The sequence below is a fragment of the Lacticaseibacillus thailandensis DSM 22698 = JCM 13996 genome (assembly GCF_001436135.1).
Classification (GTDB): domain Bacteria; phylum Bacillota; class Bacilli; order Lactobacillales; family Lactobacillaceae; genus Lacticaseibacillus; species Lacticaseibacillus thailandensis.
The window spans coordinates 130,372-144,546 of the sequence record NZ_AYZK01000003.1 but is presented as its reverse complement, the minus strand read 5'-3'; the positions used below and the strand labels follow the sequence as shown (position 1 = coordinate 144,546).

The 14,175-nt window shown below is 52.9% G+C and carries 13 protein-coding genes and 1 tRNA gene; 3 read left to right on the top strand and 11 right to left on the bottom strand.

The window, feature by feature from the left end; all coding sequences use genetic code 11:
- Positions 1-38 precede the first annotated feature (38 nt).
- The gene (locus tag FD19_RS05980) at positions 39-305 is read right to left on the bottom strand and encodes a hypothetical protein (RefSeq protein WP_056969355.1); all 267 of its coding nucleotides are present in this window, start codon (positions 303-305) and stop codon (positions 39-41) included.
- 182 nt (positions 306-487) lie between these two features.
- Positions 488-1,138 (bottom strand): HAD family hydrolase, encoded by a 651-nt coding sequence (locus FD19_RS05975; protein WP_054750401.1) that lies wholly within the window; start codon positions 1,136-1,138, stop codon positions 488-490.
- Positions 1,139-1,352: 214 nt separating this feature from the next.
- On the opposite strand from FD19_RS05975, the gene FD19_RS05970 reads away from it, so the two are divergent.
- Positions 1,353-1,799, top strand: coding sequence for a MarR family winged helix-turn-helix transcriptional regulator (locus tag FD19_RS05970; protein ID WP_056969354.1), 447 nt, complete (start codon positions 1,353-1,355; stop codon positions 1,797-1,799).
- 54 nt (positions 1,800-1,853) lie between these two features.
- Here the strand turns inward: FD19_RS05970 and FD19_RS05965 are convergent, their stop codons facing one another.
- The 7 genes from FD19_RS05965 to FD19_RS05935 form a co-directional block, all read right to left on the bottom strand.
- Positions 1,854-3,638, bottom strand: coding sequence for a helix-turn-helix domain-containing protein (locus FD19_RS05965; protein ID WP_056969353.1), 1,785 nt, complete (start codon positions 3,636-3,638; stop codon positions 1,854-1,856).
- Positions 3,639-3,678: 40 nt separating this feature from the next.
- Entirely contained in the window at positions 3,679-5,469 is a 1,791-nt protein-coding gene (locus FD19_RS05960) for a helix-turn-helix domain-containing protein (protein WP_054750395.1), read from the bottom strand.
- Positions 5,470-5,753: 284 nt separating this feature from the next.
- A complete protein-coding gene (locus FD19_RS05955; RefSeq protein ID WP_173585374.1) occupies positions 5,754-6,119 on the bottom strand; it encodes a DUF1304 domain-containing protein in 366 nt (121 codons plus the stop codon).
- Between the two features lie 146 nt (positions 6,120-6,265).
- A tRNA-Lys gene (locus tag FD19_RS05950) sits at positions 6,266-6,338 on the bottom strand.
- Positions 6,339-6,444: 106 nt separating this feature from the next.
- On the bottom strand, positions 6,445-6,816 hold the full coding sequence (locus FD19_RS05945) for a hypothetical protein (RefSeq protein WP_054750393.1): 372 nt from the start codon (positions 6,814-6,816) through the stop codon (positions 6,445-6,447).
- On the bottom strand, positions 6,794-7,246 hold the full coding sequence (locus FD19_RS05940) for a hypothetical protein (RefSeq protein WP_054750391.1): 453 nt from the start codon (positions 7,244-7,246) through the stop codon (positions 6,794-6,796). Before FD19_RS05940 ends, FD19_RS05945 begins: the two co-directional genes overlap by 23 nt.
- 140 nt (positions 7,247-7,386) lie before the next feature.
- Positions 7,387-8,403: a Gfo/Idh/MocA family oxidoreductase gene (locus FD19_RS05935; RefSeq protein WP_054750389.1), complete on the bottom strand. Its 1,017-nt coding sequence runs from the start codon at positions 8,401-8,403 to the stop codon at positions 7,387-7,389.
- Between the two features lie 158 nt (positions 8,404-8,561).
- On the opposite strand from FD19_RS05935, the gene FD19_RS05930 reads away from it, so the two are divergent.
- Positions 8,562-9,428 (top strand): DegV family protein, encoded by an 867-nt coding sequence (locus FD19_RS05930; protein ID WP_054750387.1) that lies wholly within the window; start codon positions 8,562-8,564, stop codon positions 9,426-9,428.
- A 98-nt stretch (positions 9,429-9,526) separates the two neighbouring features.
- Here the strand turns inward: FD19_RS05930 and FD19_RS05925 are convergent, their stop codons facing one another.
- Complete coding sequence (locus FD19_RS05925; RefSeq protein WP_056969352.1) at positions 9,527-12,094, bottom strand: LPXTG cell wall anchor domain-containing protein; 2,568 nt, start codon at positions 12,092-12,094, stop codon at positions 9,527-9,529.
- A gap of 269 nt (positions 12,095-12,363) precedes the next feature.
- Complete coding sequence (locus FD19_RS05920) at positions 12,364-12,894, bottom strand: nitroreductase family protein (RefSeq protein WP_054750381.1); 531 nt, start codon at positions 12,892-12,894, stop codon at positions 12,364-12,366.
- A 240-nt stretch (positions 12,895-13,134) separates the two neighbouring features.
- Between FD19_RS05920 and FD19_RS05915 the strand changes: the two genes are divergently transcribed.
- A complete protein-coding gene (locus FD19_RS05915; RefSeq protein WP_054750379.1) occupies positions 13,135-14,130 on the top strand; it encodes an aldo/keto reductase in 996 nt (331 codons plus the stop codon).
- Positions 14,131-14,175: the final 45 nt, after the last annotated feature.

Here is a 14,175-nt window from a genome sequence, read left to right as displayed (position 1 = left end):
GGGGCCAATCACCCCAGAGTTTTTTTCTGATCCATATTTCAAAAAAAGTGGGCGTACACCATCAGCAGCACTACGAGGTTCACCACGGCCATACCCCATGGTAACCAGGTACGCAACTTGCTGATCTTGCGGCCAATCACCCCGTCGATTCCGGCCACCACGATCATCATGATGCTGACCGCCGCCAGGTAGGCAAGGTTATGAAACGTGAACACGCCGCAGCAAATAAGCGCCATGGCGACGCTACGCGAAAAGCTGTACAACGCGTTATTCCGCGCGGCGGACCCATCATTAGGCACCGACATGAGTGCAAAGCAAGCAAAGCCTAGGCTAAGAATGCTACTAAGAGCTGTAATGATGGCACAGATCGTATAAAAGATAGTAACCCCTCCAAATAAGCCAGTCCGCCCGACGTCAGCACGTGGCGACTGCAATGTAATGGTCGTGCTACCATCATTTTACACTAACCCGTCCCGGCTGCAGCAGCCTATTTCGCGTTACGCGTCAGCCCCTTCAGCTTAGTCAAAACGGCATCCATATCCGGCAAAATGGCATCAGCACGGGTCTGGTCGATGACGTACTTCCGCGGCTTGAGCGCCCACGTCTCCATGTGGGCACGCTTAGCCGCCTGAATTCCGTTGACGCTATCCTCGAGCACCACGCACTCTTCCGGCTGAACGTTGAGTTTCTGCGCGACGTTAACGTAAATTTCTGGGTCCGGTTTGTTGTGACTCAACTTTTCACCGTACTCCACTACGTCAAAGTAACCCTTGAGCTGGCACTGCTCTAACATCCGGTTAATGTGGGCCGTGACGCCAGCCGACGCCAAGGCAATGCTATAACCATTAATTTGTAAGTACTCGAGCACTTCCTTCACCCCGGGGTTCAACAGTGGCGCGTAGTTAACTGGGTGCTTAGCTTCATACTTGGCAAACTCGGCCTGGGCATTCTCCCGCTGCGCCTCGTCAGGGAAGAGCTGCACCCAGCCCTCGTCGTCACCCAAACCGAGGTAATCACTCAACTGCACGTTTTGTGGTTCCAACCCCAATTTGTGGAAGAAGTGCATCCGCCGGTCAAAGTAGTACTGCTCACTGTCGACTAACACGCCATCCATATCGAAAATAACGGCTTTCTTCATCGTGATACCCCCATACATTATGTCTTTGCACCACTAGCGAAAGCGGTTAACCTCACACTACAATAGGTGCGCATGCAATTCAAGCGCTTTCAGATTTATTTCCCGGGAAATATTTGCGCCACGCTGAAGCAACCACCACTACGTATAAATATGTCCCCGTTGGCGTTAAAACTGCTATGATAAACATATTAAACGACCAGCAGGAGGAATTATTGTGGCCTTAGATACTTTCCCTGGCGACTTTGCCCAGAGCTTTTCCATCATTCACCGTGCGTTTCAACGTGACGTTCTGTCCCGTTACAAAAAAATGGGGCTTAATGCCACCAGCGCCTACATCCTCTTACTGCTACACCAGCAGGGAGATAGTAGTCAAAACGACCTGGCGCGCACCCTCGTCATCAACAAGGGGCAGATTGCCCGCGAAGTCCACCGCCTCAGTACGGACAGCTACGTGTCGCAAACCCAGTCGCCAGACAACCGAACGACTAACATCATCCACATTACCACCGCTGGGGAAGCCATCATCCCGGAGATTATCGCCATCCGTAACCAATGGTGGCAAGCCCGCCTGGAGCATAATCATATTGACCCCGATGATTCCTTTCAGGCAACCCTACAAAAGCTGTCAACGGAGTTAAAAGACCAGCACCACCAATCATAGCACCGCGAAAATAGGGACCAACAGCGTAATTGCCGTTGATCCTTATTTTTACGCTTATGCAAAAAAGTCAGTGGGTACCAAGCCTGACCATAGTTGCTTCAGCGTATCGATGGCATCCAAGTGTCCCACACGGCGAGTACGCTTCAGGAATACGCGGCAATCCGCCGCGGCTTTGGCATCACCATCCACCAACATTAAAGCAAGGAGCCATGATCCTATAGCCGTCCAGGCCTCTGGTGACGCGTTTTGTCCGTGGGGTAACCAATCTAATTGCTGTAAGAACTCATGCGCGTCTTCCTTATTATCGGCTTTAACCAGACGCACTAACGAGCGATTTAATCCGTCAAAGAAGTGACCCCGACCCAATAAAAATTGCGGGGAATTGTCCAATATACGACGGCCATGCTGGAACAACGGAATCATCTGCGCGGGGGTCAACCACGAACCCAATGCCTGTACCGCCATCAGTTCCATAATCTTCCACAAGTCGGACTGCATTAGTAGCGCGAAGACGCGATCCGCATCACGCCGCATTGTTGGCGGGTCCCCTACGCCCGCCAGCGTGTAAAGAATAAACATTTGCTCCCTTAATATGGACGTCGGTTTATCCTGCACTTCCAACTCAAACTGTTGGCACACCGCCATAGGCCCAGGATACCTAATCGATGGTGCAAACTGGCTCAGCTTGACGTACGCTGCCCGTAGCCCTATCACCCCTAACGGATGATTATCCGTGCGCCCCAAATAAGTGAAAAATTGTGAGGGTTGTAGTCCCAATGCACCTAGGAGCCGTGTTAATCCACCAAACGCAAGCTGTGTGTCCCCCGTTTCAAAACGACGTAGCGCACTAACACTAAACTCCTGGCTGATATCATGTAGCGTGAGGCCAAAGTACTGACGCTGGTTACGGAGCAACTCACCAATGGTGTGGCTGGCCGTCATCGTCATGGGATGATCAACGATGCTGTAGTTGTGGTAAACCCGCGCGTGTTGCATCCGGGCAAACATGTTCTTAAACCAGCGGGCATCATCCACACCGCCCATAACCATCAAATCATCCACCATTTGGTGAACACGCGCTTCATTAGCTACTGTTGGCTCCCGTAACCACCGCACCGCGGCTTCACCATAGGTCCAGTTTGGTAAGTACTCTAAAGTAAACTTATTGTCCCAATAGTGCGTAAAAATGGGCTTCAACTTGGCCTCAATGGCATCGACCAAGGATATATCACGATCCATAATCGCACCCAACCACACCATGAGTAACCGAATCCCGTAAAGTGGCCATTTGGGGCCCAACCGTTCGATCCGCTGCCATAACAAAGTTAACAATTCGTGACTCGCCGGGCCACCTACAACTTTCAGAATGGAAATTTCTAGCATCATATAATGTTCGGGCAACGCTAACCGGTCGGCGAGGCATTGTTCCTGCGCATCACTAAACCGAAAATCTGGTTGTCCCCAATGCTCGGCAGCATCTAACAGGACCGCCGCCAGTTGTGTCAACGTGTTGTGCTCGGGATGCTCAACGAAGTAAGCCTTGCGCCGTTTCACCACACTTTTAACATTATGAGCGAGCGCATCGTCAAGCACCGTCAACGGAAAATTACCCGGTTGTGCCTCGTAGAACGCCAGAAAATCGGTATCCTCCAACCCCAATCGGGCCATTAGGTCAACGGCTTTGACAGCACTAATGTCTTGTTCCCCGTGCTCAAAGCGCGACAATGTCGACGCCGACCAGTTGCCCGCCGCTGCGCGTAACGTCACACCACGACCAACACGGATGTCATGGAAGAATTTACCTAATCGTTGTAAGTAATCACTTGCAGTCTCGACCATGCTACAACCCCTACCTTTACGCCAAATGCTCGTATGCACTTCAACATTCCCGCTTAAATAACGCCTCCGGAACGAGATCGCCCCATGATTCCTGCATCGCATCCACCGCATCAAGGTGCCCGACCCGCCGCGACCGCGCTACAAACGAACGGCACGCAGCCATGGCTTTTGGCCCAGGCGATATCAACGCGCGGGCAAACAACCACGAACCGGTGGCCGTCCACGCACCCGGCGTGAAGTTCGCCCCCCGCGGTAACCAGTCAAACTGCTTGAGAAACATGCGGGCCACACCGTGCGGGCTAGTCTTGGTCACATGCACTAATGCGTAATTGAGGCCCTCAAAGAAATAGGTGCCGCCCAACATTTCCGGCGACTTCACCAGGAGCCGGTGTCCATGCTGAAACAACGGCACGATTTGCTCCGGCGCCAACCAATGGACAAGCGCTTGCGCGGCCAACATTTCCATTACTTGCCACTGGTTCGATTGCATTAATAACGTGAATATAGCTTGTAACCCCCCGCTAATTTCAACGGGCAGCGCTAAACCGGCGACTGTGTACAACACAAGCATCTGTACCGATAACACTGACTGCGGCTTCTCTGGTATTTGTAAAACAAATTGCTGACAAATTACCACTGGTGCTGGTTGTTCGCTATCAGGAACGTAATGTTTGAGTCTAATATACGTCGCTCGCAACCCAATCACCCCCAAAGGATGACGGTCAGTGCGTCCCAAATACGTAAAATACTGTGATGGCTGCAAGCCCAACGACCCCATCAAGCGCATCAAACCAGCAAACGCAATTTGCGTTGCTCCAGCTTCGAAACGGCGCAAAGCGCTAACGCTAAATCCCTGACTAATATCCCGTAAACTAAGGCCAAAGTAATGCCGCTGATTTTGCAGTAACTGCCCTAAAGTATGGCTGACGGCCAGCGTCAGTGGGTGATCAACCAGGGTGTCGTTATGGCGCACGTGTGCGTGCTGCATCCGGGTAAACATATTGTTAAACCAGTGGGCATCATCAGCGGCGCCCATCACCATTAAATCGTCAATCAATTGCTGGATACGGGCTGCATTGGCCGCCGTCGGGTCCCGCAACCACCGCACGGCAGCTTGGCCATACGCCCAGTTTGGTAGGTACTCGAGGGTAAATTTATTCTCTGCGTAATGCGTAAAGATAGGTGTCAGCTTGGCCTCAATTCCGTCAATGAGGGGCATATCCCGATCCATGATTGCACCGAGCCACACCATAAGTAGCCTTATTCCGTAATACGGCCACTTCGGCCCCATACGTTCAATACGCTGCCACAGCAAGGTCAACAGTTCATGGCTTGCCGGACCTCCGATTACTTTAAGCATCGCCACTTCCAAGAATGCGTAGTGTTCGGGTACGGCCAGCCGGTCAGCTAAAAGCTGTTCTTCCGCGTCACTAAACCGGAAGTCCGGCTCCCGCCAATGTTCCGCCGCGTTCAGACACGTCGCCACTACTGAAGTAAGCGTATTTCGTTCCGGGTGCTCCGCAAAGTACGCGGCGCGGCGACGCACCACCATTGCCGGTTCGTACGACAGCGCCGCGTCCATAGCAAGCACCGGCAAGTTGCCCGGCTGCCGGTTATAGAATGACAAAAAGTCAGTATCCTCTAACCCCAACCGGGCCATCAGTTCCACGCCCTTATCCGCACTAATATCGTGCTCACCGCGTTCAAAGCGCGACAACGTGGATACCGACCAGTCACCCGCCGCTTCCCGTAGCTTGACCCCACGGCCCACGCGGACATCATGGAAGAATTGACCCAGTCGCTGTAAATATGTACTTTGTTCCGTACCCATACGCTCACTCCCAGCTAGTTGCACAGTGACGTTACCCAATAAATTGCTACCGTTTAACATAACATTATAACTAATTATTCTTACTTGCAGTACGGTTACGTCCAAGAAACTTTGTTCCGTCACCACTGACAGGCACCACGACGCGCTGAAATCCGCCCGCAGTACTGCGCCCACCAAAAAACCGGCTGCCCATGGACCGCCGGTTAGTACGTACCACCTAAATATTCGTCCAAGTAACCGCAACAGCCATTGACCACCTATCAATCCGCTTGCGGCCGGTACTATTAATGCAATAGTAGTAACAGCAGCAACGCCACAATCGCCGGACTACCCTGGGTCAAAATAATCTGCTTATTAGCCGTCAGCGCACCGAAGATGGCGGCGACCACGACGAAACCCACAAAGACGAGTTGCATACGGTACGCAGCCGCCCCGGTGAGGCCATAACGCGCGTACAGTAGACCTACGCCGACAAAACCATTATAGAGTCCCTGATTAGCCATCGCCGACCGTGCCGTCCTCGTGGCGAGATACTCCCGGGACAGCCCAAACGCCCGCCGTGCCATTGCCGTCTGGGTCCCAAATATTTCTAGCCCCATAATGAAAAGTGCTTCGAGTGCTACCAGTACGACAAAAATATCCGTCACCATTGCGTATTCAACCTCCATTACGTCCAGGTCCATTGTCCGTACACGTACTAAGTAATTGATAACCTGGCCACCACCATCTAGCGATCAGCCCGAATAAAAAAAGCGCCCCACCAGTCAAAACTGATGAGGTTCTCGCCGATATTTGCTGGGCGGTCAGGGGATCGAACCCTGGACACCCGGATTAAGAGTCCGGTGCTCTGCCAGCTGAGCTAACCGCCCATGTTACTGCCTGTCGCCTTGACGACTTAAATATATTATCATGCATACGCCCGCCACGCAAGGGGTTGCGCACATTTTTTCAAGATAACGGTCATCAGGCTACGGCCTACCCATCCACGCCGTGTTCACGCCGCCATTTAGTTAGGCGTTGGACCATGGTCTGGTATTCCCGTCGAAAACGATCATGGTACAGGTTCGCGTAGTACATCACACCCGCCAGGGTTTGCTGGCGCGTTGCCAACGTGATGGGAATAAACTTTTCCGTGGGTGGCACTAAGCTGGCATCAACCACCTCACCCAACACGAGCTGCGCCGTGGAGGTTGCCGCCATAATGTACAGCGACAGTACGTATCCCCGTACTGCTGGGGGCCTATCCAACGTGGTAATCATCTCGGGGTACTTGGCCAACACGGCGTTTTCCGCTAAGTGTGCGACCGTGTCGACCGCCGCATCATCAGCCTGTTGCTGCCTGACCATCACGCACACCCCCTACTTCGGGATCGCCTGCCAGTGTGATCCAGACATGACGGATATCGTCGATGGCTACCCGCCGACCGTCGATAAACACATCGTTATCCTCATAGCCATCCACCATGCCGGAAAACATCTCGTCTAATTGGCCATTCGTATCCACGTGGCGGGTCTGCACGGTCACCTCACGACCATTACGAAACCCCTCATCGAGGATGGTCGTGACGTACAGCGTACTCTGCTCGGACAGCGGTTGCTCCGGATGCATGTAGCGTTGGTGCATCTTATTCAGCGCACTGGTATGGTCACTCAGGTAGTAACCCTGCCACTTCTTCATCCCCCGATCACGGTATTGGTGGGCAAAGAAGTCCTGGACCAGCCCTGGTGTCACCGCCGTGTACATATCTAGTAACCCGTAGCGTCGTTGCTTAGACATCCCCATCACCTCCAACGAGTTGATACCCTTATTATACGAACATATGTTCGTATAAGCAACCTGTTGCTGGCTCCACCCCACTAAAAAGACGGCGTGCCACCCGACAGGATGACGTACGCCGTCTCAATCACTTTGCGCTATTACTTACATTGCTGGATACCCGTTTCCAGCATCGAAATTTGTTCAATGGTTTCCTCGTCCCGGACGATCTTCGGCGCGCCTTGGGCCAACGTGGCGTATATGCCCGCGTACACACGGCTATAATCGCCCCGCACCGTGGGCACCTTCTCCTCGTGGTATTGACCGTCATCATCATAGTAGATGAGCGTCCCGTAATCTTCGGGCCGATCCAGGCCAAAGTCGTCGTGGTCTGGCATGTAAAAGTGCTTCAAGTCCACCTCCTGCCGGTCCATTGCGGCTTTGGTAAACATCCCCCGCCGGCCATAAACCACGAAACTCGGCCGTGCTTGCACGCGGAAATAGCTCGACGCCACGCGCACCTTGGTCCGACCGTAATACATATCGATATCAAAGTAATCGTTCATGCGACCGGGGCCCAGCAACTGCCGAACGTCGTAATGGGTCCGGTCCGGGTGCCCAAAGTAACTGATGATTTGGTCGAGCGTGTGGCACCCGTGGCCGTACAGAAAACTATCAATTTTGCTGAAGCTAGTCGCCTGCTCGGGCACGTACGGCCGGTAGTAATCGTAATTGGATTCCAACTCAAAGAGGTCACCCAGCACGCCGCTCTTGATCACCTTTTGCACGGTCAACCAGTCAGAATCAAAGCGCCGGTTCTGGTAACACTGGATGAACAGTCCGCGTTCATGGGCGAGATCAAACAACTCCCGCGCTTGCGCGGACGTTTCCGTGAACGGCTTTTCCACCAGCACGTTCTTGCCGTGCGCCAAGACATCCTTGGCCGTCGCGTAGTGGAACCGGCTCGGCGTCGTCACCACCACTAAATCAATACTATCGTCACCGTAAATATCATTGAGGTCGGTCGTGTAGTGCACCCCATCAATCTTGGCCCAACGGATGCGCCCGCTTGGTGAATAGATCGTCTTAACGTGAAACTGGTCCTTGAGTTGGAGCACAAACGGCAAGTGGTAGCGGTTGGTGCTCTTACCATTACCAATATAAGCAACATTCAGCATACGTAGCAGTCCTCCTTGTAATCGTTACCACTAGCATAGCCCAAATCCGGGCGGGTGACTACAGTTGCGCCGCTGACACCGCGTTGGTTACGGTTGGACACCTTTCCCCTTTGCATGTAGACTTACAGTGACTAGCTGCAAAGAAGAAGGGTGCCCACATGAAGATTGCAATTGTTACCGACAGTACCGCCTACATCACACCGGAGCAGATTGGTGACCTCCCCATTCGCGTCGCCACGACCCCGGTGATCATTGACGGAACGACGTACAACGAGGGGGTCGACATTACCACTTCGGAGTACTACGCGCACCTAAAAACGGCCAAAGAGTTCCCGCACACCTCGCAGCCGCGGTTAGGTGACGTGATCGACATTCACCACCAGCTGCTCGCAGAGGGGTACGATACCGTCATCAACATCTACCTATCCGCCACGATTTCTGGGATCAACAGTACCGTGAGTGCCCTCGCACGGGAGACCACCGATCAGCACATCATCGTGTATGATTCCCAGATCACGGTCATCCTCATGGGCGAGATGGTGTTGACCGCCGGACGGATGGCCGCGGCGGGCGCGAGCGTGGATGAGATCATCCACCAACTGGACATCCTGCGTGCTTCAACCGGTGAGTACTTCATCGTGAACGACCTGCAGCACCTCGTGCGGGGTGGGCGCCTGAGCAACACCGCAGGTATCCTGGGTAGCATGTTGCGCATCAAACCCCTGCTTACTTTTGATGACACCACCCATAAAATCGTGGTGGCGGACAAGGTGCGCACCCTGCCCCGCGCTTACCGTCACGTGGAAACACTGTTTGCGCAAGCTCAAGAGGACGCGGACTACCCATTACGCGCGTGGGTCATCGACGGTAACGATCCCCAGGCTGGGGATGACTGGCAACACAGTCTGCAGCAACAGTTTCCCGATGTCCGCATCCAACGGTCCTACTTTGGGCCGGCCATCGGTACCCACCTGGGCGCCAAGGCTATCGCGCTGGCGTGGATGCGGGACTTGCACCAAGACTAACCGTAGCGGACAGATTAAACCAAGACGCTCCCACCACATCCCCGTATTGGGAACGTGGTGGGAGCGTCTTTACTTTAAACTTGTTTCACGTGAAACTTTTAGACACGACGCCGCTTAGTCATCCCGATACCCAGTAAGCTCATTAATGCTAAACCAACCATGGCTAATGTCGCACTGGCAGTATCACCAGTTTGTGGGAATTGCTGCTGATGATGCGTCACCGTTGTGCTTTTTGCTATAGTCTTGGTGCTACCAACCGGAATTGTCCCGGCTTTATTGATAGTACGTATCGGTACACCCGCACTACCCACGTGTTGTACTTGCGTAACGTGGACTTCTCGCTCAGTGGCTGTTGCATTTGCACCAGTAGTAGCATTACCTTGAACCTGTTCGTTTGACGCTGGTGCCTGCTTAGATTTGCCTGGCTTGACCACTAACGGGCTGACCTTTTGTGCCGTCGTATCCACGACCCGCATCAATGCCAGCCTTGTTTGTGCTTGATCCAGCTTGTTCTGGGCCGCTTGGGCTTCGACAGTTGTGCTGGCCAGCGCAATTTTAGCATCCTCCAGACTATTAGCGAGTGCTGTTTGTTTTGCTTCAGCATCCGGTAACGCTTCACCCACATTGTCAACATCAACCAACGCCTGTTGAGCGGCTGATTGAGCGGCGGTTGCTACCTGAACGACTTTAATTGCCGCAGCAACCGCCGTCTGTGCTTGATCCGTTGCGCGTTGCGCCGCATCAACTGCCGCTTGGTCAGCTGATAGTTTTGCTTTGGCCGTTGCTAAAGCAGCCGTAGCAGTCTGCAGGGCGGCTTGTGCCTGAGTGACGGCCGACTGATCAGTAGCAGCAGGCGCCTGTAATTGGTCAAGTGCTGTTTGCGCTTGCTGCATCGCAGCCTGAGCAGCGGCTTGCTGCTTCTGTGCTGAAGCTAGATCCTCGGCGGCAGCTGTTTGCATTTGAACAAATTGCTGTAGCGAGGAATCGGCCTTAGCCACCGCAACATTGTCCTGTTGAACCGCAAAGCTAGCATCTGCCTGGGCCGCCAAAGCAGTAGATCTAGCATTAGATGCATCAATCTGTGCTTGCTTAGCCTGTGCTACCACCTGACGCTGCGAGGTGATTTGTTCCGCTAAACCAGTATCAACTGTGGGAATAGGGTATGACGCAGTGATACGCGAATCATTATTGGTAAGACCAAAATTTACAAAATGTAGGCTAGTCTCTCCGACGTGGTCATGTGAGATACCCTCGTACATCGTAACCTGATCACTTGGACCATCAAGTAAGGTGTTCCAATTGAGTACATTGTGCGTATGACCAAACTGCGAAGCCTCATCATTAAAAATACAACTCAATAAGCTGTAGTAGAGGCTTTCCTTTTCAGCATCTAGTGACGTAAATGGTTCGCCTCCAATATTGGAATACGGTAATCCACTTTCACTGATTCCCAGGATATTGTTTTCACTTTCAACTTTCGCAAATGCTGGAAGATCGTGATCACCCGTAGCTCCCATATCAAACTTGTCCTGATCATATTGATCAGCCATATCCTGAGCAACCTTGACCGATAAATCGGTGACCTGCCACTGGTTAAAGTTCAATTGCTTGCATAATGGGTTAAGTAAGCTGGCTGCAAAGATACTTAGTTCTCGCTCAATTTCTGGGCTGTCTAGATTAGTGGTCACCTTCTCATCAGCCTCGTTGTGATGAAATTCCGCGTTTAAGTCAAAACCCGGTGCCAAAATTGCCTCAATCTGGTCATTAGTTAGCCCTCGATTAAATAGTGTTCGGTCCACACCGGCCGGCAGCACAATTACGTTTGCGGACGACTGTGCCTCTGCCTTCTGTTCTTCTGCAGCCAACGTCTTTTCAGCGGTCGATACTGTTGTGTTAGCATCCGCAATCTTTTGGTCAACTTGATTCAACTTAGCTTGTGCCGCATCCAGGTTAGCTTGATCCTTACTCAATTTTGCCTTGGCCGCTACATCCTCCTGTTGTGCCGAAGCAACCGATTGGTCGGCTAGCTTCTTAATAGTGGCCTTGTTAGCAGCAGTCTGGTCAGCCTGGTTGGCTTGCTGCTGAGTCTGACGTAACTTCTGCTTAGCATTAGCCAACGTTGTGGCATTGACTGGTGTCGTATTTGTCTGAGCCTTCTCATCCGCTGCCAATGCAGTTTGACGATTATTGACCTCCTTTTGCGCTGCAGCAACCGCGGACTGATCCTGACTTAGCAATGTTTGTGCCTGGGCTAACGTGTTCTGTTTGCTGGTTTGGTTATTTTGGGCCGCTGTTAATGTTTGCTTGGCGGCGGCAAGCGCGCCTTGTGTTTGCGCCAACTGTGCTTGTGCCGCTTCCAGCGCTGCTGGCTGATCATCTTGAGTGGCCTTCAATTTCGCCACTTCAGCCTGCTGATCAGCTAGTTGCGTCGTCAAACTACTAACTTTGGCTTGAGCTTGCTGTAACGCTACCTGAGCTTGTGTTACCGCCGCCGTTGCGGAGTTAACATTTGCCTGTGCTTGCTCTAATTGTGCCTGCGTGACTGTTATCTGGTTTGTCTGTGCTGTATCGGCACTGACACGATGCATTTGATTTATCCAGCCCGTACCAACTAAGGCAACTGCCGCAGTACCAACCACTGCGGCCTGTTTAACGCTCAACTTCATAATCGGTCCCTCCATGAGTACAAAATAGTACCAAAAATCACCCAGTATTGTTTCAACTACAAATATTGTTATTTCATCAACATTATCCTTCACCAAATTGATGAAGAAACTAAAGTCACGCAATTTTGAGCACTAAGTTAACCAAACATTGCATATATGTAATTTTGTGCCAGATAGTTTTCTCATCAAAAAATTCCCATAGATAAAACCAGCCCCTCGTTAGCATACTTTGCTAACGAGGGGCTGGTTTTTGGTGAAACAGCTTCAAATTATAGCTGTGTCACCCCGATACGGTGTTCGTCGACCGGCCGCGGTGCGTACTGCTCCGTGGTTGGCCCTAACGTGATGCCGCAGGTTGGCACAAAGCCGGCCGGTAACTGCAGTTGAGCGACAGTGTCGGGCGACTGCACGAGCCCCGCAACCGCGCCCCAGATATAGCACGTACCCAGGCCGAGGTCGGTGGCTGCTAGCGCCATCGTGTGCGCGATAATTGCAGCGCTGGAGTAATCCGCGTTGCTCAACTCACCACCATTAGCGTCGACCGAAACCAACACGAAGACCGGGGCACCGTACAGCATTGGGCCTCCATCACCATGAAAGGCCGCGGCAGCCGCCGTATTAATGGCAGCTAACGTGTCCGGATCCTCAATCACCGTTAAGTGGTACCGTTCAAACTGTCCCATTGCGACCGGTGCCGACTCGGCCGCCGTCAGAATCTGCTTCAGTTGCTCTGTGGTTGGCTTTGCACCCGTGTAATTGCGAATAGCGTGCCGCTGGTTAATCGTTGTTAAAGTGTCCATAAATGCCTCCACGCTCCTTTGGTGTCCTGTGTGTATTGCCACCCTTATGGTAGCGCATTCACCAAGCTGGTCAACCATTGTTTACCCTGCGCGTGCACGTCCAGATTGATAACTAATTACACCGCATGCTTACTTTTGCGCTATACTAAAAGTAAGCGCAATCATAACCGGCTTGTTGCCATCAGCGCCACAACCGTTTGACGGGCGCCACTTTCACTGAACGTTAAAGGGGGATCATTTATGCAATATACAACACTTGGTCATACCGGTTTGAAGGTCAGCCGTCTAGTCTTGGGCACCATGAACTTTGGCCCACGGACCAGCGAAGAGGACGCGGACAAGATCATGGACCGCGCTCGGGAACTAGGTATCAACTTCTTCGATACTGCTAATGTTTATGGCCGGGGCGCCAACCCTGACGCGCACGCTGGTTGGACCGAAGAAATTGTTGGCCGCTGGTTCGCTAAGGGTGACGGCCGCCGTGAGAGCACCGTCCTCGCCACTAAGTTCTACAACCACATGGACGACCCGAGTTACGGGCCTAACGACCCAGCTGGGGTTTCCGCCTACAAGCTCAAGCGGAGCCTGAACGACTCACTCCGGCGCCTGCAGACCGACCACGTGGAATTACTACAGATGCACCACATTGACCACCACATTAACTGGGACGAAATCTTTGGCGCCTACGAAGACGTTATCGCGCAGGGCAAAGTCCTGTACGCGGGTTCAAGCAACTTTGGTGCCCGTCACCTTGCCTTTGCCGCTGCACACGCACACGACCGCCACTTCCTGGGCCTAGTGTCCGAGCAGCACAAGTACAACCTGCTGACCCGGCTACCAGAACTTGAATTGCTCCCGACGATCAAGGACCTGGGGATGGGTATGCTGATTTGGAGCCCACTAGAGTCCGGTCAGCTGGCGGAAAACATTCTGCACCCAACGGACCCAAACGGCCGGCGCGCGGCCCAGAACAAGCTGCTCAGCGCGGCCCGCAAGGCACAGTTGCAGCGCTACGAAGACCTGTGCAAAGAGCTCGGCGAAACCCAGTCGACCGTAGCTTTGGCTTGGTTGCTCCAGAACCCCGTGGTGACCGCGCCAATCATCGGCCCACGCACGATGGAACAGTTAGAAGCCGCTGTCCACGCCCTGGACGTGCACCTATCACCAGACGTACTGGAAGAACTCGACCAGATCTTCCCACCAGTCGGCGCCGCACCAGAGGCCTATGCTTGGTAATGCCCGCGTCCGTTGCAGTTCAACCTGATTAGGCCAAAAGCGGCC

What these genes read in the sequence shown, in the direction of transcription:
- FD19_RS05930 (WP_054750387.1), top strand. Translation starts at nt 8,562, where the DNA reads ATGAAGATTGCAATTGTTACCGACAGTACCGCCTACATCACACCGGAG.
- FD19_RS05945 (WP_054750393.1), bottom strand. Translation starts at nt 6,816, where the DNA reads ATGGTCAGGCAGCAACAGGCTGATGATGCGGCGGTCGACACGGTCGCA.
- FD19_RS05960 (WP_054750395.1), bottom strand. Translation starts at nt 5,469, where the DNA reads ATGGGTACGGAACAAAGTACATATTTACAGCGACTGGGTCAATTCTTC.
- FD19_RS05920 (WP_054750381.1), bottom strand. Translation starts at nt 12,894, where the DNA reads ATGGACACTTTAACAACGATTAACCAGCGGCACGCTATTCGCAATTAC.
- FD19_RS05955 (WP_173585374.1), bottom strand. Translation starts at nt 6,119, where the DNA reads ATGGTGACGGATATTTTTGTCGTACTGGTAGCACTCGAAGCACTTTTC.
- FD19_RS05915 (WP_054750379.1), top strand. Translation starts at nt 13,135, where the DNA reads ATGCAATATACAACACTTGGTCATACCGGTTTGAAGGTCAGCCGTCTA.
- FD19_RS05935 (WP_054750389.1), bottom strand. Translation starts at nt 8,403, where the DNA reads ATGCTGAATGTTGCTTATATTGGTAATGGTAAGAGCACCAACCGCTAC.
- FD19_RS05940 (WP_054750391.1), bottom strand. Translation starts at nt 7,246, where the DNA reads ATGTCTAAGCAACGACGCTACGGGTTACTAGATATGTACACGGCGGTG.
- FD19_RS05925 (WP_056969352.1), bottom strand. Translation starts at nt 12,094, where the DNA reads ATGAAGTTGAGCGTTAAACAGGCCGCAGTGGTTGGTACTGCGGCAGTT.
- FD19_RS05980 (WP_056969355.1), bottom strand. Translation starts at nt 305, where the DNA reads ATGTCGGTGCCTAATGATGGGTCCGCCGCGCGGAATAACGCGTTGTAC.
- FD19_RS05965 (WP_056969353.1), bottom strand. Translation starts at nt 3,638, where the DNA reads ATGGTCGAGACTGCAAGTGATTACTTACAACGATTAGGTAAATTCTTC.
- FD19_RS05975 (WP_054750401.1), bottom strand. Translation starts at nt 1,138, where the DNA reads ATGAAGAAAGCCGTTATTTTCGATATGGATGGCGTGTTAGTCGACAGT.